We start from the raw sequence: 19142 nt of genomic DNA on the forward strand, positions 1-19142 counted from the left end.
CCGAGCGAGGGCGGCACACCGCCTCGTTTCACGTGAAACGACGAAGGGCCGCACCCATCGGTGCGGCCCTTCACCTAGCTCTGACGAGCTGTGCCCTTAGGCAGCAACGACCTCGATACCGAGCTTCGCGGCAACCTCGGGGTGCAGACGGACGGACACCTGGTGTCCGCCGAGCGTCTTGATCGGCGAGCCGAGCTCGACGCGACGCTTGTCGACGTCCGGACCACCGGCGGACTTGATCGCCGAGGCGATGTCAGCCGGGGTGACGGAACCGAAGAGACGGCCGGCGTCGCCGGAGCGAACAGCCAGACGAACCTTGACGGCCTCGAGCTTGGCCTTGATCTCGTTGGCCTGCTCGATCGTCGCGATCTCGTGGATCTTGCGGGCGCGGCGGATCTGCGCCACGTCCTTCTCGCCACCCTTGGTCCAGCGAATGGCGAAGCCACGCGGAACCAGGTAGTTACGGGCGTACCCGTCCTTGACGTCCACGACGTCGCCGGCGGCACCGAGGCCAGTGACCTCGTGGGTGAGGATGATCTTCATGATTCGGTCACCCTTCCCTTATCGCGCGGTGGACGTGTAGGGCAGCAGCGCCATCTCACGGCTGTTCTTGACAGCCGTGGCGACGTCACGCTGGTGCTGCGTGCAGTTGCCGGTGACGCGGCGGGCACGAATCTTGCCACGGTCGGAAATGAACTTCCGCAGCATGTTCGTGTCCTTGTAGTCCACGTACTGGGTCTTGTCCTTGCAGAACGCGCAGACCTTCTTCTTAGGCTTGCGCACAGGCGGCTTCGCCATGGTGTTTCTCCTGTGTGATCAAGAAGTGGGGGTACGAGCAGCCCTAGAAGGGCGGCTCGTCCGAGTAGCCGCCGCCGGAACCGCCGGAACCGCCGGAGCTTCCGCCCCAGCTGCCCCCGCCGCCCTGCTGGCCCCCGCCCTGCTGGCCGCCGGCCGGAGCGTTGGTGGCCCACGGGTCGTCGGCGGGAGCACCGCCGCCGCCCTGCTGGCCACCGCCACCGGGACCGCCGCCCCAGTTGCCGCCGCCCTGCTGGCCGCCGCCGTATCCACCCTGGCCGCCGCCCTGGCCACCGCGACCGGTGGTCTTGGTGACCTTGGCTGTGGCGTTCTTCAGGCTGGGGCCGACTTCCTCGACATCCAGCTCGTAGACCGTGCGCTTGACGCCCTCACGGTCCTCGTAGGACCGCTGCTTCAGCCGGCCCTGCACGACGACGCGCATGCCTCGCTGGAGCGACTCCGCGACGTTCTCCGCCGCCTGACGCCAGACCGAGCAGGTGAGGAACAGGCCTTCGCCGTCCTTCCACTCATTGGTCTGCCGGTCGAAGATGCGGGGAGTGGACGCGACACGGAACTTCGCGACCGCCGCACCGGACGGGGTGAAGCGCAGCTCGGGGTCGTCGACGAGATTGCCGACGACCGTGATGACGGTCTCGCCTGCCATGGGTGAACCTCTCGGCGGGGATTGCTTCTGGCTGCTTGCTACTCGAACCCGATGACCACTGAGCTAGATGCTCAGTGGGTCTCGGGACGGAGGACCTTGGTCCGGAGGACCGACTCGTTCAGGTTCATCTGTCGGTCGAGCTCCTTGACGACCGCAGGCTCGGCCTGCAGGTCGATGACCGAGTAGATGCCCTCAGGCTTCTTCTTGATCTCGTAAGAGAGACGACGACGGCCCCAGGTGTCGACCTTCTCAACCTTTCCGTTGCCCTCACGGACGACGGAGAGGAAGTTCTCGATCAGCGGGGAGACTGCTCGCTCCTCGAGATCGGGGTCGAGGATGACCATCACCTCGTAGTGACGCATGTGGAACCCACCTCCTTTGGACTCAGCGGCCACGGTCGTTCCGTGGCAGGAGGGTCGTGATGCGTAAAGCAACAGTGTCTCCGAGTAAAACAGCCGCCACTGACAACGCCCGTCTTCGAGAGTCGAGGGGGGCCGCAGTGCTGGCTCAGGGCAGACACCGGTGCAGACCGTACAGAGTACCCGCAGACAGCCTTCCGGTTGAAATCCGGTGTTCAGGGCGCACAATCAAGACAGATGCGGTGTGAGAGGCACTACATTGCACCGCCCTTCCGCCAGGAGGTGCTCCATGGCACAGACAGTCCGCCCTGCCGGCAGCCGGCCGGCGCCCAGCCGGATGGCCCGCGGCCGTCCGGCCACAGGATCCCTCTTCGCGACGGACGGCAGGCCGCATCCGCTCCAGGACGCGCTGATGGTGGTGACAGGGGTCCTCGGCGTCCTCGCGTTCGTGACGGCGATGTTCCACAGCCTGCACCTGATCAGCTCGTGGGCCGGGCTGATCGGCATCCTGACAGGCATCTACGGGCAGTACATCTCCAGGACCACCTGGGAACGGTTCGGTCTGATCATGGGGATCGGCGCGTCCGCGGTCGGCTTCTATCTCGGCATGGCGCACGGCGGCCTCTTCGGCGGTGTCATCACCTGACCGGCAGAGCGGCGCCCGACGAGCCCGGCATCCCCGCGCAGTGCTCAGCAAGGCGATCCCGCGCGGGTGGCGCCCGGTCCGGTCCAGACGGGCCAGACCGGGCGCCCCTCGGTCACAGTAGGCTTCGGCGCGAGAGCCGGAGCCCCTGACCGATGGGGACACACCTGCCGAGGAGCGCCCCGCATGAGCCTGACCCTGAGGACCATCAGCCGAGAACAGCATCTGGCGTACATCCAGAGTCTGCCCTCGGCCAGTCACTGCCAGGTCCCGGCGTGGGCTGACGTGAAAACCGAATGGCGCTCGGAGAACCTGGGATGGTTCGACAAGAACGGCGAGATCGTCGGCGCCGGGCTGGTGCTCTACCGCCAGCTGCCCAAGATCAAGCGCTATCTCGCGTACCTCCCCGAGGGCCCGGTCATCAACTGGTACGCCCCCAACCTGGACGAGTGGCTCCAGCCGATGCTCGCCCACCTGAAGCAGCAGGGCGCCTTCTCGGTGAAGATGGGCCCTCCCGTCGTCATCCGCCGCTGGGACTCCGCCGCGATCAAGTCCGGCATCCAGGACCCTGATGTGAAGCGGCTGCGTGACGTCGAGGCCAGCCACATCGAGCCGCGTGCCTTCGAGGTCTCCGACCGGCTGCGCAAGATGGGCTGGCAGCAGGGCGAGGACGGCGGCGCCGGCTTCGGCGACGTGCAGCCCCGCTACGTCTTCCAGGTCCCGCTGGCCAACCGCTCCCTCGAGGACGTGCTCAAGGGCTTCAACCAGCTCTGGCGGCGCAACATCAAGAAGGCCGACAAGGCCGGTGTCGAGGTGGTCCAGGGCGGCTACGAGGACCTCGCCGAGTGGCAGCGGCTGTACGAGATCACCGCCGTGCGTGACCACTTCCGCCCGCGCCCGCTGTCGTACTTCCAGCGCATGTGGTCGGTGCTCAACTCCGAGGACCCCAACCGCATGCGCCTGTACTTCGCGCGGCACAACGGGGTGAACCTCTCCGCCGCCACGATGCTCGTCGTCGGCGGACACGTCTGGTACTCCTACGGAGCCTCGGACAACATCGGCCGCGAGGTCCGGCCCTCCAACGCCATGCAGTGGCGGATGCTCCGCGACTCGTACGCGATGGGCGCGACCGTCTACGACCTGCGCGGCATCAGCGACTCGCTGGACGAGACCGATCACCTCTTCGGCCTGATCCAGTTCAAGGTCGGCACCGGCGGCGAAGCCGTCGAATACGTCGGTGAATGGGACTTCCCCCTCAACAAGCTGCTCCACAAGGCGCTGGATATGTACATGTCGCGCCGCTGACCGCATCCCGACCCCCATCCATCAGCTCCTCTTCTCTCTCACTTACACCGCTGCCACCAGAAAGGTTCCGGGCCGGCCATGGCGCTCTCCCTCTACGTCGACACCGCGCGCTGGCGGGCGCACCAGAAGTCCGTCCTGGACCAGTTCCCCGGTCTCGTACCCGTCTGCAAGGGCAACGGATACGGCTTCGGCCACGAGCGGCTGGCCGACGAGGCGATCCGCTTCGGGTCCGACACACTGGCCGTCGGGACCACGTACGAGGCCGCGCGCATCAAGGACTGGTTCAGCGGCGACCTGCTGGTGCTCACGCCCTTCCGCCGGGGAGAGGAGCCGGTACCGCTCCCCGACCGTGTGATCCGTTCCGTCTCCTCCGTTGACGGCGTGCACGCCCTGGTGGGCGCTCGGGTGGTCATCGAGTGCATGAGCTCGATGAAGCGCCACGGTGTGAAGGAGGAGGAGCTCGGTCAGCTTCACGCGGCCATCGAGGACGTACGGCTCGAAGGCTTCGCGCTGCATCTGCCGCTCGACCGTACGGACGGTTCGGACGCGGTGGAGGAGGTCATCTCCTGGATGGACCGGCTGCGTGCCGCCCGGCTGCCCCTGCACACGATGTTCGTCAGCCACCTCCGGGCCGAGGAACTGGCCCGCCTGCGGCAGCAGTTCCCGCAGACCCTCTTCCGCGCGCGCATCGGTACGCGGCTCTGGCTGGGTGATCACGAGGCGACGGAGTACCGCGGTGCGGTGCTGGACGTCACGCGTGTCGTCAAGGGCGACCGGTTCGGTTACCGCCAGCAGAAGGCCGCGTCCGACGGCTGGCTGGTGGTCGTCGCCGGCGGAACCTCCCACGGCGTCGGTCTGGAGGCGCCGAAGGCCCTGCACGGGGTGATGCCGCGCGCCAAGGGCGTCGCACGCGCCGGCCTGGCCACGGTCAACCGCAACCTGTCACCGTTCGTCTGGGCGGGCAAGCAGCGCTGGTTCGCCGAGCCGCCGCACATGCAGGTGTCGATCCTCTTCGTTCCCTCGGACGCCCAGGAGCCGAGGGTCGGCGACGAACTGGTGGCCCATCTGCGCCACACGACCACCCAGTTCGACCGCCTGGTGGACCGGTAGCCCGGACTCCGCTCAGTCCGAGGCCGCCCGGCCGGCGGTCCCCCACTCCACCCGCGGTCCTTCGACCGCGGGTGACGCGTGCCCGGACGGGTGAGCGTGCGTCTGCATCAGCGCCATCCGGTCCGGCGCTCCGTCCAGCACGCCGCCCGACGGATCGTCGGACCCGTCGAGGCGTACGGGATCCCGCTCGGGCCTCAGGATGTCCCTGACGATCACCGCGCACAGATAGAGCGTTCCCAGCAGGTGCAGGGCGATCGCGACCTGGTAGCCGTCCTGCGGCAGCCCTTGGTGCTTGTCGCCGCTCGTGGTGTAGGCGAGGTAGAACCAGATCCCCAGGAAGTACATGACCTCGCAGGCCTGCCAGACGAGGAAGTCCCTCCAGCGGGGCCTGGCCAGCGCGGCGAGCGGGATCAGCCAGAGCACGTACTGCGGTGAGTAGACCTTGTTCGTCAGGATGAAGGCGGCCACCACGAGGAACGCCAGCTGGGCGAAGCGCGGCCGGTGCCTGGCGGTCAGCGCGAGTCCGGCGATCCCCGCGCACAGCACGATCATCAGCAGGACCGAGGCCGTGTTCACCGTGGCCACGTCGATGGGCCGTCCGGTGCGCTGGGTGATGATCAGCCAGAACGAGCCGTAGTCGATCTGCCGCTCCTGGCTGAACGTGTAGAACTTCTTCCACCCCTCCGGGGCGTACGCCATCACAGGCAGGTTGACCAGCAGCCAGGCGGCCGCCGCACCGAGGACCGCCACGCCGTAGGCACGCCACTTCCCGGCCCGCCAGCACAGCACCAGCAGGGGTCCGAGGAGCAGGACGGGGTAGAGCTTGGCGGCGGTCGCCAGCCCGATGAGGAGGCCGAAGGCGAGGTTCCTCCCGCGGGACCACATGAGCATCGCCGCGGCCGTCAGCGCGACGGCGAGCAGATCCCAGTTGATCGTCGCGGTGAGAGCGAAGGCGGGGGCGAGCGCGACCAGCAGTCCGTCCCAGGGACGGCGCCGGTGCGTGCGGGCGACACAGACCGCGAGGATCACGGCGCAGACCATGAGCATGCCCGCGTTGACCATCCAGTACATCTGCTCGCGCTGCTGCACGGGGTCGGAGGAGGGGGTCAGCGTGAGCCAGGACGCGACCTGCATGAACAGGCCGGTGAGGACGGGGTACTCGAGATACGCCATGTCCCCGCTGAGCCGGTCGGCGTAGGGCACGAGGCCGTCGGCGAATCCGCGCCCGACGTAGAGGTGCGGGATGTCGGAGTAGCACGCATGCGTGTACTGCGAGCCTGCGCCGCGGAACCAGGCCCAGTCGTAGCAGGGGATCTTCTGCACCATGCCGAGTGCGAACATCCCGATCGCCACGAGGACGATGACGCGGACCGGTGTGAGCGGCCCCGTTCCGAACCGTGCCCAACGGCCCGCGGGCCCGCCGATGAGTTCGCTGCCCGCCGCGGCGATCTCGTCCTGTCGCGTGGGCGGTACGACGGACGGCTCCTGGTGCACGCTCGTGTCTTCTGCGCTTGGCATGCCGCACATCCTGCCGCACGGCGCTGTGTGCGGGCGTGGCCCACGTCCAGGACACACGACGAGGGCCGCCGGCACCTGGCAGGTGCGGCGGCCCTCATCGTCTGTCTCCGGCCGGTCTCCGAGGGGGTTTCCCGGAGGCCACGGCGTCGTCCCCGGTGGTGCTACCCGCCGCCGCCGAAGATCCCGCCGCGACCATTCTCGTCGCCTTCCGTCGTACCCTCCGTCGTGCCTTCGGAGGTCCCGGTGTCCGTACCACCGTCCGTGGTGCCGGCGTCCGTACCACCGTCGGTCGACCCGTCCGTGGTCCCTTCGGTGCCGTTGCCGTTGCCGTTGCCGTTGGTGGTACCGCCGTTCTGGTTGTTCCTGCACTCCCAGTCGAGCGGCGCGCACGTCTCGCTCGGCGTGGGGGACGGGGACGACGGAGTGGGAGACGGCGGCGGCGGCGTCTCGCTGGACTCCGAGGGCGACGGCGTCGGACTCGGCGTGGGGCTGGGACTGACCGCGCCACCGCCGAAGACCGTGTCACCGTACGGTTCCGGCTTCGGGAAGCTGACGACCTTCGAGCCCTTCACCGCTTCCGTCATGTAGTCGTGCCAGATCTGCGCGGGGAACGAGGCACCGTGGATGGAGGTCTCACCGCCCGTCCCGTACATCTCCAGGAACTTGCGGTTCTTCTTCGTCTCGTCGTCGTCCATGCGGAACATGCTCACGGCGGTGGACAGTTGCGGGGTGTAGCCGACGAACCACGCCGACTTGTTGCCGTCCGTGGTACCCGTCTTGCCGGCCACATCGCGTCCAGGGATCCGGGCGGGCTTACCCGTCCCCTTCTCGACGACGTTCTTCAGCACGTCGGTCACGTTGTCCGCGACGACGCTCGGGAAGGCGGGCTCGGTCTTCGTCTCGTGCTGGTAGATGACCGCCCCGTCGTGCTTGACCTCGGTGACCGAGAAGGGTTCCCGCTGCTTGCCGCTGGTGGCGAAGGTGGCGTACGAGCCTGCCATCCGGATGGCACTCGGCGAGGAGGTGCCGATGGAGAAGGAAGGGACACTCGCATCCGCCATGTATTCGTCGTCGCGCAGCCCCGCGGCGATCGCCGCCTGCTTCACCTTGTCGGTGCCGACGTCCATCCCGAGCTGGACGTACGGGGAGTTGGCGGAGCGCTCCATGGCATAGCGGAGGCTGATGTCCCCGTAGCTCTCGTCCCCGTCATTGGTCTGGAGCCACTCCTTGTTGTCGTCGTTCAACCAGACGGTGCCGTCGTAGTTGGTGATCTTCAGCTTGTTGTCGCCGTTGTACATGCTCTTCGGAGAGACGGGCGTGCGCTCCGACGCACTCTGCTCCTTCTGGAGCCCGGGATTGCGCTTCCCGTACTCCATCGCGGCGGCCAGCACGAACGGCTTGAACGTCGAGCCGACCTGCGCACCGGTCGCGTCGGCGTTGTTGGTGTAGTGCTCTGTCGCGTCCTGGCCGCCGTACGTGGCGACGATGGCGCCCGTCTTGGTGTCCACCGACGCGCCACCGAACTCGACGTGGGTGTCCTCGTCAGGACGCTTATCCGTGTCGATCTCGGCCTTGTAGACCGCCTGGATGGACTTCTCGAGACTCGCGACCTTCTTCCTGTCGAAGGTCGTGTGGATCTCGTATCCGCCCTGGGCCAGTTCCTTCTCGGTGACGTTCTCCGTGTTGTGCGCGAGGAAGTACTTGGTCGCGAGTTCGACCAGGTATCCGGTCTGGCCGCCCAGCTTGGCGTCCTTCCTCGGCTGGATCGGCATGGGGAACTCGTCGAACGTCGCCCGCTTGGCCGCGCTCAGCTTCTTGTCCTTGACCATTTCGTCGAGGATCCAGCTCCAGCGCTCCTTGGCACGCTCCGTGTTCGCCTTTGCCGAGGCCGCCACCTTGTCGACCTCAGGGGCGCCCGCGGGGTCGTAGTAGCTCGCACCCTTGAGCAGCGTCGCGAGGAAGGCGCACTGGCTCTCGTCGAGGTCCGCGGCGTCCTTGTTGTAGTACGCGCGTGCTGCCGCCTGGAGTCCCGACGCACCCCGGCCGTAGTAGGAGACGTTGAGGTAGCCCTCCATCACCTTCGGCTTGCTCACCGTCTCGCCGACCTTGAGCGTGATGAAGAGTTCCTTGACCTTGCGGCTCAGTGTCTGGTCCTGGGAGAGCATGGAGTTCTTCACGTACTGCTGGGTGATCGTCGAACCGCCCTGGGTCTCGCCTCCCTTCGCCATGTTCCACACGGCGCGGGCGATGCCCATGGGGTCGATGCCGCGGTCCGTGTCGAACGACTTGTTCTCAGCCGAGATGACGGCGTTCCGCATCGCTGGGGGAATCTGGGCGTACTCGAGCTTCTGGCGGTTGACGGAACCGCCTGTGGCGACCATCTGGGTGTCGTCGGCCCAGTAGTAGACGTTGTTCTGCGCCTTGGCGGCGTCGAGGACCTTGGGTGGCACCACCATCGCGTACGCGATGCCGGCCGCACCCATCATGAGGCCCAGGAAACCCAGGCACAGGCCGGAGACCAGCTTCCACGACGGGACCCAGCGGCGGAAGCCGTACTTACCGACCCGCGGGTAGTCGATGAAGCGCTTCTTCCCGGAGTCCGCGCGACCCCGGCCGCGGCCCTCGTGACCGCCGCTGTCACCGCCTCCGCGGCGCCGGCCCCCGCCGCGCTGGGCGGCTCGACGCGCCTCGGCTCGGCTGCCGTACGACGGCTCCTCACCATGCGCTGCTGACGGTGATTCCTGCGTTGCTCTGCGTGACGCGTCACTGCGGCGTCCGGCAGGCTGTTGGGCGGCTCGTCTGGCCGCTGCGCGCCCGCCACCTTGTGGTTGCGGCGCTTTGCGACGGTGCTCGCTCATCGAACGACTACTCCTCGGGCAGGCGAGAGCGCCTGGAAGCGGCAGTTGAGATCCGGTCCCCCCGAATTACGGACAAGCCCTGCGGAAGGCTCACCCGCGATACATCCGGCAGTCCGCGAATACTGACGCACGGTGGCGCCTCACGGTTCCCGGTGGTCTGCATGCCGCACAGACTACGCACGGTCAAAAACCTCCGGGGACCGAACTTCACCCCAAATTACGCAAGTCACTCCCTATGAATCGGGGATGTGACGCCGCTCACGAACCGCCCCCTTGTCGAACATCACGAGTCGATCTATCGTGCTGATGTATCGAGTCGATACATCAGCACGGCATAAGGTGGGCCCATCGGCCCGCGGGGGCACCAGGCGAAGGAGGAGGCGAAGGTGAGCAGACGCTCCGGCATCCTCGAATTCGCCGTACTCGGCCTGCTCCGCGAGTCCCCTATGCACGGGTACGAGCTGCGCAAGCGCCTCAACACGTCGCTGGGGATCTTCCGCGCCTTCAGCTACGGCACTCTCTATCCCTGCCTCAAGACGCTGGTCGCCAGTGGCTGGTTGATCGAGGAGCCGGGCAGCGTCCCGGTTCTGCCGCCTGCCACAAGTCGCGGGGTCGCTCCCGCCTCTTCGCTGGCCGGACGCCGGGCCAAGATCGTCTACCGGTTGACGGCAGAAGGTAAGGAGCACTTCGAGGAGTTGCTCTCGCACACCGGCCCCGACGCCTGGGAGGACGAGCACTTCGCGGCTCGTTTCGCCTTCTTCGGGCAGACGGAGCGCGAGGTGCGGATGCGCGTGCTCGAAGGGCGCCGCAGCAGGCTGGAGGAGCGGCTCGAGAAGATGCGCGCCTCTCTCGCCCGCACCCGTGAACGACTCGACGACTACACGCTTGAGCTGCAGCGACACGGCATGGAGTCCGTGGAGCGCGAAGTGCGCTGGCTGAACGAGCTCATCGAGAGCGAGCGGTCGGGACGGGACCAGCGACGGTCCTCGCCCGAGGGCTCCACTCAGCAGGACACATCAGGAGAGACGGGCGGCCTGCCCCGGTACCGGGACGACACCCGGCCGGATCCGTCCGACGACACCAAGTGACACCCCTGAAGATCCGCAAGACGTCATCAGGGAACACCGAGAACAGGGAGCAATCGGCATGGGTTCGGTTCGCGTAGCCATCGTCGGCGTGGGCAACTGCGCCGCCTCGCTGGTGCAGGGCGTCGAGTACTACAAGGACGCCGATCCGGCCGGCAAGGTGCCCGGTCTGATGCACGTTCAGTTCGGCGAGTACCACGTGAGTGACGTCGAGTTCGTCGCCGCCTTCGACGTCGACGCGAAGAAGGTCGGCCTCGACCTCGCGGACGCCATCGGCGCCAGCGAGAACAACACCATCAAGATCGCCGACGTGCCGAACACAGGCGTGACCGTTCAGCGCGGCCACACCCACGACGGTCTGGGCAAGTACTACCGCGAGACGATCGAGGAGTCCGCCGACGCCCCCGTCGACATCGTCCAGATCCTCAAGGACAAGCAGGTCGACGTCCTCGTCTGCTACCTGCCCGTCGGTTCCGAGGTGGCTGCGAAGTTCTACGCGCAGTGCGCCATCGACGCCAAGGTCGCCTTCGTCAACGCCCTCCCGGTGTTCATCGCCGGCACCAAGGAGTGGGCCGACAAGTTCACCGAGGCCGGTGTCCCGATCGTCGGCGACGACATCAAGTCCCAGGTGGGCGCCACCATCACGCACCGCGTCATGGCGAAGCTCTTCGAGGACCGCGGCGTCATCCTGGACCGCACGATGCAGCTGAACGTCGGCGGCAACATGGACTTCAAGAACATGCTCGAGCGTGAGCGCCTGGAGTCCAAGAAGATCTCGAAGACGCAGGCCGTCACCTCGCAGATCCGTGACCGCGAGCTCGGTGCGGACAACGTCCACATCGGCCCCTCGGACTACGTGGCCTGGCTGGACGACCGCAAGTGGGCGTACGTGCGCCTCGAGGGCCGTGCCTTCGGTGACGTCCCGCTGAACCTGGAGTACAAGCTCGAGGTCTGGGACTCCCCGAACTCCGCGGGTGTCATCATCGACGCCGTGCGCGCCGCGAAGATCGCCAAGGACCGCGGCATCGGCGGCCCGATCCTCTCGGCCTCCTCGTACTTCATGAAGTCTCCGCCGGTCCAGTACTTCGACGACGAGGCCCGCGAGAACGTCGAGAAGTTCATCAGCGGCGACGTCGAGCGCTGACCCGGCCGGTCACCGCTTCACCCTGTGGGGGGCCACCGGCAATCCGCCCGGAGGCCCCCCACGTGTGTGACCCTTGCACACATGCCTGTCGTGCGTGATCTGGGCGTACTCCTGCGCCTTCGGAACTTCCGTCGCCTGCTCGCCGTACGACTTCTCTCGCAGTCGGCCGATGGCGTCTACCAGGTCGCGCTCGCCACCTACGTCGTCTTCTCACCCGAGAACCAGACGACGCCGGGAGCCATCGCCTCGGCCATGGCCGTGCTGCTGCTCCCGTACTCCCTGATCGGCCCGTTCGCGGGAGTCCTGCTCGACCGCTGGCCCCGCCGCCAGGTCTTCCTGTACGGGAACCTGCTGCGCGCCACGCTGGCCTGCTGTACGGCCCTGCTGCTCCTGAGTTCCGTACCGGACTGGCTCTTCTACGCCTCGGCCCTCTGCGTCACGGCCGTCAACCGTTTCGTGCTGGCAGGGCTGTCGGCCGCGCTGCCACGCGTCGTCGACGCCGAACGACTCGTCATCGCCAACTCGCTCTCACCGACGGCCGGCACACTGGCCGCCACCGCGGGCGGAGGCCTCGCCCTGGCCATCAGCCTCCTGACAGGCGGGTCCGATGCCTCGGTGGTCATGCTCGGCGCGGTCCTCTACCTTCTCTCCGCACTGGTCTCCCTGACCCTGCCCCGCACCCTCCTCGGACCGGATCGCGGGCTGCACCATGTCCCGCTACGGGAAGCACTCACCACTACCTCCCGGGGCCTCGTCGCCGGGTTGCGCCATCTGGCCGAGCGGAGGGACGCGGCCCACGCACTCGCCGCCATAACAGTGCTCCGCTTCTGCTACGGGGCACTGACCGTGATGGTGCTGATGCTCTGCCGCTACGCCTGGTCAGACGGGGAGTCCGACGGCCTGGCCCTCCTCGGCCTCGCGCTCGGCGCCTCAGCCGCCGGGTACTTCGCAGCCGCTCTGCTGTCCCCCTGGGCGGTCGGACGCTTCGGACGGTACGGCTGGCTGGCGGGCTGCGCCGGAGCAGCGGCCCTCCTTGAGCCGGCGCTCGGCCTTCCCTTCGCCCCCGCTCCGATGCTGGCGGCGGCCTTCGTGCTCGGGCTCGTGACTCAGGGGGCGAAGATCGCGACGGACACCGAGGTGCAGACCTCCGTGGACGACGCCTACCGAGGCCGTGTCTTCTCGCTCTACGACGTGTTGTTCAACGTCGCCTTCGTGGCCGCGGCGGCAATGTCCGCCCTTGTGCTTCCCGCTGACGGGGAGTCCGTCGTCGTCGTGCTCACCGTGGCGGTGCTCTACGCCCTTGTCTCGGTCGCCATGTTCCGCCGGCGACGTGTCAGCCTCGCGCTTCAGCGCGCCGACAGCAAAGAATGAGGGGCGTTGTTTCACGTGAAACAACGCCCCTCTCACTCTGCCCGCAGACCGCCCTGCCGAGGTCGTCATCCTGTTTCACGTGAAACAGGGGAGCTCTCAGAGCCCGACACCGTGGGCAGGTGACCGCGATGCCCCTCAGCTCTGTGCGGCCCACCAGTCCTTGAGGGCGGCGACTGCGGCCTCACGGTCCATGGGCCCGTTCTCCAGACGCAGCTCCAGAAGGAACGCATAGGCCTTGCCGATCACGGGACCAGGGCCGACGTCCAGGGTCTGCATGATCTCGTTGCCGTCCAGGTCGGGCCTGATCGCATCCAGCTCCTCCTGCTCCTGCAGTTGAGCGATCCGCTCCTCGAGACCGTCGTAGGTGCGTGAAAGGGCGTTCGCCTTTCGCTTGTTCCGCGTCGTGCAGTCGGACCGCGTCAGCTTGTGCAGGCGGTCCAGCAGCGGGCCCGCGTCCCTCACGTACCTGCGCACCGCCGAGTCGGTCCATTCGCCGTCGCCGTACCCGTGGAAGCGCAGGTGCAGCTCCACCAGCTTCGAGACGTCCCTGACCATCTCGTTGGAGTACTTGAGCTCGGTCATGCGCTTCCTGGCCATCTTGGCTCCGACCACCTCGTGGTGGTGGAACGAGACCCGGCCGTCCTTCTCGAAGCGCCGCGTCCTCGGCTTCCCGACATCGTGGAGCAGGGCCGCGAGGCGCAGCACGAGGTCCGCACCGCCCTCCTCCAGATCGATCGCCTGCTCCAGGACCGTCAGGGAGTGCTCGTAGACGTCCTTGTGACGGTGATGCTCATCACTTTCCAAGCGCAGCGCGGGCAGTTCGGGCAGCACATGGTCGGCCAGGCCCGTGTCCACGAGGAGCCCCAGTCCCTTGCGGGGGTGGCTGGAGAGCAGCAGTTTGTTGAGTTCCTCGCGGATCCGTTCGGCCGAGACGATCTCGATGCGTCCCGCCATGTCCGTCATGGCCTTGACGACTTCGGGAGCGACCTCGAAGTCGAGCTGTGCGGCGAAGCGGGCGGCACGCAGCATGCGCAGCGGGTCGTCGGAGAAGGACGCCTCCGGTGTGCCCGGTGTGCGAAGGACACGCTGGGCGAGGTCGTCGAGCCCACCGTGCGGGTCGATGAACTCCTTCTGCGGCAGCGCGACGGCCATGGCGTTGACCGTGAAGTCACGGCGTACGAGATCTTCCTCGATCGAGTCGCCGTAGGAGACCTCGGGCTTGCGGGAGGTCCTGTCGTACGCCTCGGACCGGTAGGTCGTGACCTCGATCTGGTATCCGTCCTTCTGCGAGCCGACGGTGCCGAACGCGATGCCCACCTCCCAGACCGAGTCGGCCCAAGGCCGGACGATCTTGAGTACGTCCTCCGGGCGGGCGTCGGTCGTGAAGTCCAGGTCGTTCCCGAGCCTGCCGAGCAGTGCGTCGCGGACCGACCCGCCGACCAGGGCGAGGCCGAATCCGGCCTCCTGGAATCGCAGGGCGAGGTCGTCGGCGACGGGGGACACCCGCAGCAGTTCACTGACTGCGCGGTGCTGCACCTGGCTCAGTGCACGGGGGCTGTCTTCGTTGGCGTTCGACACAACAGAAAAGGGTACGTGCCCGGACCGGCCCGGGCGTCATCGTTTCTTGTGGCCCTGCGAGACTCTCCCGATCATGTGGCACGGTCCCCGGCACTCAGGCATCGGGCGCATCGTTACCATGCGGGGACGCAGAGACCGGCAGGGCCGGCACCAGCTGACGACGACGAGGGACGGATACGCGTGGCCGAGGCGGCAGACTTTCAGGGGATGAATCCCTCCCCTGCCCGCCGGTGGCTCCGGCGCACGGCCTCCTTGATCGTCGGGGCACCGCTGATCGCCGGCCTCCTGGCCGGTCCCGCAGCGCCCTCGGCTCAGGCCGGGACGGCGGCGAAAGCCCCGACCGGATCACGCACCGTCGATGTGTCCCTGGACACGCTCGCCCCCAGCGCACCGACCGAAGGCGACACCCTCACCGTCTCCGGCACCCTGACCAACAGGGGCAGGAAGACGGTCACGGACGCCGAGGTCGACCTGCGCGTCGGGCCGAGGCTCTCCGGCAGGGGGACGATCGACGAGACGGCCAAGCGCACGGGGTACCTGCCCGGCAGTGACCCGGCCAGGCTCGGCGGCTCGTACACGCTGAAGGTTCCCAAGCTCGCCTCCGGCGTCAGCCAGGACTTCACACTCGCCGTCCCGGTGGACAAGCTGGACCTGGGCGCCGATGGCGTCTACCAGCTCGGGGTGTCCCTGACGGGCCGGACCACCGACTACGCGTACGACCAGGTGCTCGGTATCCAGCGGACCTTCCTGCCGTGGCAGCCGGAGGACACCGACAGCAAGACCAAGCTCACCTTCCTCTGGCCGCTCATCGCGTCAGCTCACGTCACCGCCGAGACAGGCTCCGACGAACAGCAGACCCCGGTGTTCGCCAACGACGATCTGGCCCTCGAGCTCGCTCCGGGCGGACGCCTGGAGCAGATGGTCTCGCTCGGGCGCCAGCTCCCTGTCACGTGGGTGATCGACCCGGACCTGCTCGCCTCTGTCGACGCGATGACGAAGAACTACCGGGTCAAGGCCGGCAACACCACGGTCGCGGGAACGAACCAGACGATCGCCAAGAAGTGGCTGACCGATCTGCAGGCAGCCGTACAGGACGGAAAGGTCGTGGCCCTGCCGTTCGCCGACCCCGACCTCGCGTCGATCGCCCACCGGGGCAAGAACGTCTCGGGCGCCCTCAGTCATCTCCAGACGGCGACCGAGGTCGCGGGGACGACGGTGGAGACCGTCCTCCATGTGAAGCCGTCCACGGACTTCGCGTGGCCGGTGGACGGTGCGATCGATCCCTCAGTGGTCGACGTCGCCACATCCGCCGGCGCGCACAAGGTGATCGCCCGCAGTGACAGCCTCAAGGAGACGGCCGGGCTGCCCTACACGCCGACGGCTGCCCGCCCGATCGGCGGGGGAACCACCGCCCTCGTCTCGGACCACCGGCTCTCCACCGCGTTCACCGGAGACATGACGAAGGCCGGGGCCTCGACGCTCGCCGTCCAGAAGTTCCTCGCTCACACCTTGGCACTGACCGAGCAGGCCCCCGACAACGAACGCAGCATCGTCGTGGCCCCGCAGCGGACACCCACCGCCGGCCAGGCACAGGCCATGGCGCGCGCCCTCCAGACGCTCACAGCCGAACGCTGGACCCAGCCCGTCGACCTCGCAGCGGCAGCCGAGCAGAAGCCGGACGCACAGGCCACCACCAAGGTGCCCGCCGCCTCGCAGTACCCGAAGAGGCTGCGGAGCCAGGAGCTGCCCACCCAGGCGTTCCAGGACATCAGGACGACTCAGGACTCGCTCGACAGCTTCCAGATCATCCTCACCCAGCCCGACCGGGTGGTCACCCCGTTCGGAAACGCGATCAACCGCGCCGTCTCGACGTCGTGGCGCGGCAGGCCGCTGGAGGCACAGCAGTACCGTGACGCGGTCCGCACCTACCTGCAGGGCCTCACCAACGAGGTCCAGCTGATCACGAAGTCGGACCTGACCCTGTCCGGGCGCAGCGCGACGATCCCCGTGACCGTGCAGAACAAGCTGGTCCAGGGTGTCGATCACCTGGTCCTCCGTCTGACGTCGGGCAACGCGACACGTCTCAAGCTCAACGACGGCCGAGCTGTCGCCGAGGAACCGGTCGAGATCGCGGGCGGGCACAGCCAGTCCGTGAAGTTCGACGCCGCGGCCAATGCCAACGGACAGGCGCAGGTGACGGCGCGACTCTTCACCGAGGACGGCGCTCCGTACGGCGAGGAGATGACCTTCACGGTGAAGGTCTCGGAGGTCACGCCGACGGTGCTCCTGGTCATCGCGGGCGGGCTGCTGCTGCTGGTCCTGGCCGGCATCAGGATGTACACCCACCGCAAGCGCACGGTCGCGGGCGGAGCGGTGGACGGCAACGGCGGTGAACCCGAGCAGCCGAGTGACCCGGCGCCGGACACCGGTCCGGAAAGCGGTAGCGCGTCGGGCCCGGGTGAGAAAGTGGACCGTTGAGCGATGTCTGTCGGGGCCTGTCGGCCGGGGACAATGAGGTGGGGTTTCGATGAACGCGCCGTACGACGGTGACCGCGGACAGGGCGCGGGCGGGGCTGGGTCTTCCAGCGGTCCGCCGGTGCCCCCGGGCGCCGGCCAGGACGGGGAGGCACCCGACCCGTACCTGCAGCACGCGTACGACCACGATCCGTACCGGGCTCAGGACCTCGCCTCACAGGATCCTGTGGCCGAGGCGCTCTACGACCGCGCCTCGCACCCTCCACCGCCTCCGGGCACCTACCAGGAGCCGCAGGCCCTCTACCAGCAGCCTCCCGCAGCCCAGTACGCCCCCGACCCCCGCATCTGGGCCCAGACGCCGCCACCGGAGCCCGCAGGCCCCTCCCGGCACCTTCCCTACGGGGACAACGCCGGGACCACTCAGTACGTAGGGGTGGACGATCTGGTCACGCAGGCTTCGGGGGACCGCGGCGAGCAGGACGCGTTCGCCCACCTCTTCCGTGACCAGGAGGGGTCGGGGCGCCCCCCGGGTCCGCCTGCGGAGCCCGAGGCCGCTCCGGCACCCGTTCCGCCGAAGTCCGGCGGCAAAGCCGCGGGGATACTGAAGTCGAGCGCGCTGATGGCGGCCGGCACCCTGGTGTCCCGGCTGACCGGCTTCGTCCGCAGCCTGGTGATCACCGCCGCGCTGGGTGCGGCGGTCCTCGGTGACGCCTTCACCATCGCGTACACCCTGCCGACGATGATCTACATCCTCACCGTCGGCGGCGGCCTGAACTCGGTTTTCGTTCCCCAGCTCGTCCGGTCCATGAAGGATGACGAGGACGGGGGTGAGGCGTACGCCAACCGGCTGCTGACGCTCGTCATGGTCGCACTCGGCCTGATCGTCGCGATCGCCGTCTTCGCGGCGCCGCAGCTGGTGCACCTCATGTCGAGCACCATCGCGAACGACCCTCCGTCGAACACCGTGGCGGTCACCTTCGCCCGCTACTGCCTGCCCACCATCTTCTTCATGGGCGTTCACGTGGTGATGGGCCAGATCCTCAACGCCCGTGGAAAGTTCGGCGCGATGATGTGGACCCCGGTCCTCAACAACATCGTCATGATCTTCACGTTCGGTCTGTTCATCTGGGTCTACGGCACCTCCGCCGAATCCCGGATGGGTGTGGAGACGATCCCGCCGGAGGGCATCCGGCTGCTCGGCGTCGGCACACTGCTCGGCCTCGTGGTCCAGGCCCTGGCGATGCTTCCCTATCTCCGCGAAGCCGGATTCCGTTTCCGTCCCCGCTTCGACTGGAAGGGCCACGGGCTCGGAAAGACGATCAAGCTCGCCAAGTGGACGGTTCTGTTCGTCCTCGCCAACCAGGCGGGCGTGCTGGTCGTCACACAGCTCGCGACGTCCGCGGGCGAGGCCTCGGGCAAGGACGGTTCCGGCTTCCTCGCCTACTCGAACGCCCAGCTGATCTGGGGCATGCCGCAGGCCATCATCACGGTGTCGGTCATGGCCGCCCTGCTGCCCCGCATCTCGCGTGCCGCCCATGACAACGACCCCGGGGCGGTCCGCGACGACATCTCGCAGGGTCTGCGCAACTCTGCCGTGGCCATCGTGCCGGTGGCCTTCACCTTCCTCGCGCTCGGCCTGCCGATGTGCACCCTGCTCTACGCCTCCAGCGGCACCGAGGCCGCGCGGTCCATGGGCTTCATCCTGATGGCGTTCGGTCTCGGCCTCATCCCGTACTCCGTGCAGTACGTCGTGCTGCGCGGCTTCTACGCGTACGAGGACACCCGCACCCCCTTCTACAACACCGTCATCGTCGCAGCGGTCAACGCAGCGGCGTCCGCCGTCTGCTACGTGATTCTTCCGGCCCAGTGGGCAGTCGTGGGAATGGCGGCCTCCTACGGACTGGCCTACGCGGTCGGTGTCGGCATCGCCTGGCGTCGGCTCAGCAACCGGCTCGGCGGCGGACTCGACGGGGCCCGTGTGGTGCGTACCTACGCCCGCCTCTGCCTGGCCGCGGTCCCTGCGGCAGTGGTCGGCGGCGGGGTGGGCTTCGCTCTCCTGCAGGCTCTTGGTGACGGGGCCGGCGGCTCGGTGGTGGCACTGGTCTGTGGCAGCGTGGTCCTGCTGGGCATCTTCTTCGTCGCGGCGAAGAAGATGCGTATCGAGGAGCTCAACGGCATGGTCGGCATGGTGCGAGGACGGCTCGGGCGCTGAACACACACCGGACCGCACAACCATC

15 protein-coding genes are annotated in these 19142 nt (G+C 67.8%); 8 read left to right on the forward strand and 7 right to left on the reverse strand.

Annotated features, from left to right (window positions below):
* Nucleotides 1-96: 96 nt before the first annotated feature.
* From rplI to rpsF, 4 genes are all read right to left on the reverse strand, one after another.
* Complete coding sequence (rplI, locus tag ACIRJR_RS02355) at nt 97-543, reverse strand: 50S ribosomal protein L9 (RefSeq protein WP_014155197.1); 447 nt, start codon at nt 541-543, stop codon at nt 97-99.
* Between the two features lie 18 nt (nt 544-561).
* On the reverse strand, nt 562-798 hold the full coding sequence (gene rpsR / locus ACIRJR_RS02360) for a 30S ribosomal protein S18 (RefSeq protein WP_003967857.1): 237 nt from the start codon (nt 796-798) through the stop codon (nt 562-564).
* A 43-nt stretch (nt 799-841) separates the two neighbouring features.
* Nucleotides 842-1459, reverse strand: coding sequence for a single-stranded DNA-binding protein (locus tag ACIRJR_RS02365; protein ID WP_403772529.1), 618 nt, complete (start codon nt 1457-1459; stop codon nt 842-844).
* 71 nt (nt 1460-1530) lie between these two features.
* Complete coding sequence (rpsF, locus tag ACIRJR_RS02370) at nt 1531-1821, reverse strand: 30S ribosomal protein S6 (protein WP_006604399.1); 291 nt, start codon at nt 1819-1821, stop codon at nt 1531-1533.
* Nucleotides 1822-2107: 286 nt separating this feature from the next.
* Between rpsF and ACIRJR_RS02375 the strand changes: the two genes are divergently transcribed.
* The 3 genes from ACIRJR_RS02375 to ACIRJR_RS02385 all read left to right on the forward strand — a co-directional run bounded on the left by ACIRJR_RS02375 (nt 2108) and on the right by ACIRJR_RS02385 (nt 4876).
* Nucleotides 2108-2464 (forward strand): hypothetical protein, encoded by a 357-nt coding sequence (locus tag ACIRJR_RS02375; RefSeq protein ID WP_403772532.1) that lies wholly within the window; start codon nt 2108-2110, stop codon nt 2462-2464.
* Nucleotides 2465-2647: 183 nt separating this feature from the next.
* Nucleotides 2648-3766, forward strand: a complete 1119-nt coding sequence (locus tag ACIRJR_RS02380; RefSeq protein WP_403772535.1) for a lipid II:glycine glycyltransferase FemX — start codon at nt 2648-2650, stop codon at nt 3764-3766.
* Nucleotides 3767-3844: 78 nt separating this feature from the next.
* The gene (locus tag ACIRJR_RS02385; RefSeq protein WP_403772538.1) at nt 3845-4876 is read left to right on the forward strand and encodes an alanine racemase; all 1032 of its coding nucleotides are present in this window, start codon (nt 3845-3847) and stop codon (nt 4874-4876) included.
* Between the two features lie 12 nt (nt 4877-4888).
* Here the strand turns inward: ACIRJR_RS02385 and ACIRJR_RS02390 are convergent, their stop codons facing one another.
* Together ACIRJR_RS02390 and ACIRJR_RS02395 are read right to left on the reverse strand one after the other, a co-directional pair.
* Nucleotides 4889-6394 carry a glycosyltransferase family 87 protein gene (locus ACIRJR_RS02390; RefSeq protein WP_403772541.1) on the reverse strand — a complete coding sequence of 502 codons (1506 nt, stop codon included), beginning with the start codon at nt 6392-6394 and terminating at the stop codon, nt 4889-4891.
* Nucleotides 6395-6555: 161 nt separating this feature from the next.
* Entirely contained in the window at nt 6556-9252 is a 2697-nt protein-coding gene (locus ACIRJR_RS02395) for a transglycosylase domain-containing protein (protein WP_403772544.1), read from the reverse strand.
* A gap of 386 nt (nt 9253-9638) precedes the next feature.
* Between ACIRJR_RS02395 and ACIRJR_RS02400 the strand changes: the two genes are divergently transcribed.
* The 3 genes from ACIRJR_RS02400 to ACIRJR_RS02410 all read left to right on the forward strand — a co-directional run bounded on the left by ACIRJR_RS02400 (nt 9639) and on the right by ACIRJR_RS02410 (nt 12852).
* Entirely contained in the window at nt 9639-10340 is a 702-nt protein-coding gene (locus tag ACIRJR_RS02400; protein WP_403772547.1) for a helix-turn-helix transcriptional regulator, read from the forward strand.
* Nucleotides 10341-10398: 58 nt separating this feature from the next.
* Complete coding sequence (locus ACIRJR_RS02405; protein ID WP_403772550.1) at nt 10399-11481, forward strand: inositol-3-phosphate synthase; 1083 nt, start codon at nt 10399-10401, stop codon at nt 11479-11481.
* An 81-nt stretch (nt 11482-11562) separates the two neighbouring features.
* Complete coding sequence (locus ACIRJR_RS02410; RefSeq protein WP_403772552.1) at nt 11563-12852, forward strand: MFS transporter; 1290 nt, start codon at nt 11563-11565, stop codon at nt 12850-12852.
* Nucleotides 12853-12987: 135 nt separating this feature from the next.
* Here the strand turns inward: ACIRJR_RS02410 and ACIRJR_RS02415 are convergent, their stop codons facing one another.
* Nucleotides 12988-14430, reverse strand: coding sequence for a CCA tRNA nucleotidyltransferase (locus ACIRJR_RS02415; protein WP_403772555.1), 1443 nt, complete (start codon nt 14428-14430; stop codon nt 12988-12990).
* Between the two features lie 180 nt (nt 14431-14610).
* Between ACIRJR_RS02415 and ACIRJR_RS02420 the strand changes: the two genes are divergently transcribed.
* Nucleotides 14611-16908, forward strand: a complete 2298-nt coding sequence (locus tag ACIRJR_RS02420) for a DUF6049 family protein (RefSeq protein WP_403772558.1) — start codon at nt 14611-14613, stop codon at nt 16906-16908.
* Between the two features lie 49 nt (nt 16909-16957).
* Nucleotides 16958-19117 (forward strand): murein biosynthesis integral membrane protein MurJ, encoded by a 2160-nt coding sequence (gene murJ, locus ACIRJR_RS02425; RefSeq protein ID WP_403772562.1) that lies wholly within the window; start codon nt 16958-16960, stop codon nt 19115-19117.
* Nucleotides 19118-19142 lie beyond the last annotated feature (25 nt).

Source organism: Streptomyces sp. NPDC102402 (assembly GCF_044765765.1).
Classification (GTDB): domain Bacteria; phylum Actinomycetota; class Actinomycetes; order Streptomycetales; family Streptomycetaceae; genus Streptomyces.

What these genes read in the sequence shown, in the direction of transcription:
- rplI (WP_014155197.1), bottom strand. Translation starts at nt 543, where the DNA reads ATGAAGATCATCCTCACCCACGAGGTCACTGGCCTCGGTGCCGCCGGC.
- rpsR (WP_003967857.1), bottom strand. Translation starts at nt 798, where the DNA reads ATGGCGAAGCCGCCTGTGCGCAAGCCTAAGAAGAAGGTCTGCGCGTTC.
- ACIRJR_RS02365 (WP_403772529.1), bottom strand. Translation starts at nt 1,459, where the DNA reads ATGGCAGGCGAGACCGTCATCACGGTCGTCGGCAATCTCGTCGACGAC.
- rpsF (WP_006604399.1), bottom strand. Translation starts at nt 1,821, where the DNA reads ATGCGTCACTACGAGGTGATGGTCATCCTCGACCCCGATCTCGAGGAG.
- ACIRJR_RS02375 (WP_403772532.1), top strand. Translation starts at nt 2,108, where the DNA reads ATGGCACAGACAGTCCGCCCTGCCGGCAGCCGGCCGGCGCCCAGCCGG.
- ACIRJR_RS02380 (WP_403772535.1), top strand. Translation starts at nt 2,648, where the DNA reads ATGAGCCTGACCCTGAGGACCATCAGCCGAGAACAGCATCTGGCGTAC.
- ACIRJR_RS02385 (WP_403772538.1), top strand. Translation starts at nt 3,845, where the DNA reads ATGGCGCTCTCCCTCTACGTCGACACCGCGCGCTGGCGGGCGCACCAG.
- ACIRJR_RS02390 (WP_403772541.1), bottom strand. Translation starts at nt 6,394, where the DNA reads ATGCCAAGCGCAGAAGACACGAGCGTGCACCAGGAGCCGTCCGTCGTA.
- ACIRJR_RS02395 (WP_403772544.1), bottom strand. Translation starts at nt 9,252, where the DNA reads ATGAGCGAGCACCGTCGCAAAGCGCCGCAACCACAAGGTGGCGGGCGC.
- ACIRJR_RS02405 (WP_403772550.1), top strand. Translation starts at nt 10,399, where the DNA reads ATGGGTTCGGTTCGCGTAGCCATCGTCGGCGTGGGCAACTGCGCCGCC.
- ACIRJR_RS02410 (WP_403772552.1), top strand. Translation starts at nt 11,563, where the DNA reads ATGCCTGTCGTGCGTGATCTGGGCGTACTCCTGCGCCTTCGGAACTTC.
- murJ (WP_403772562.1), top strand. Translation starts at nt 16,958, where the DNA reads ATGAACGCGCCGTACGACGGTGACCGCGGACAGGGCGCGGGCGGGGCT.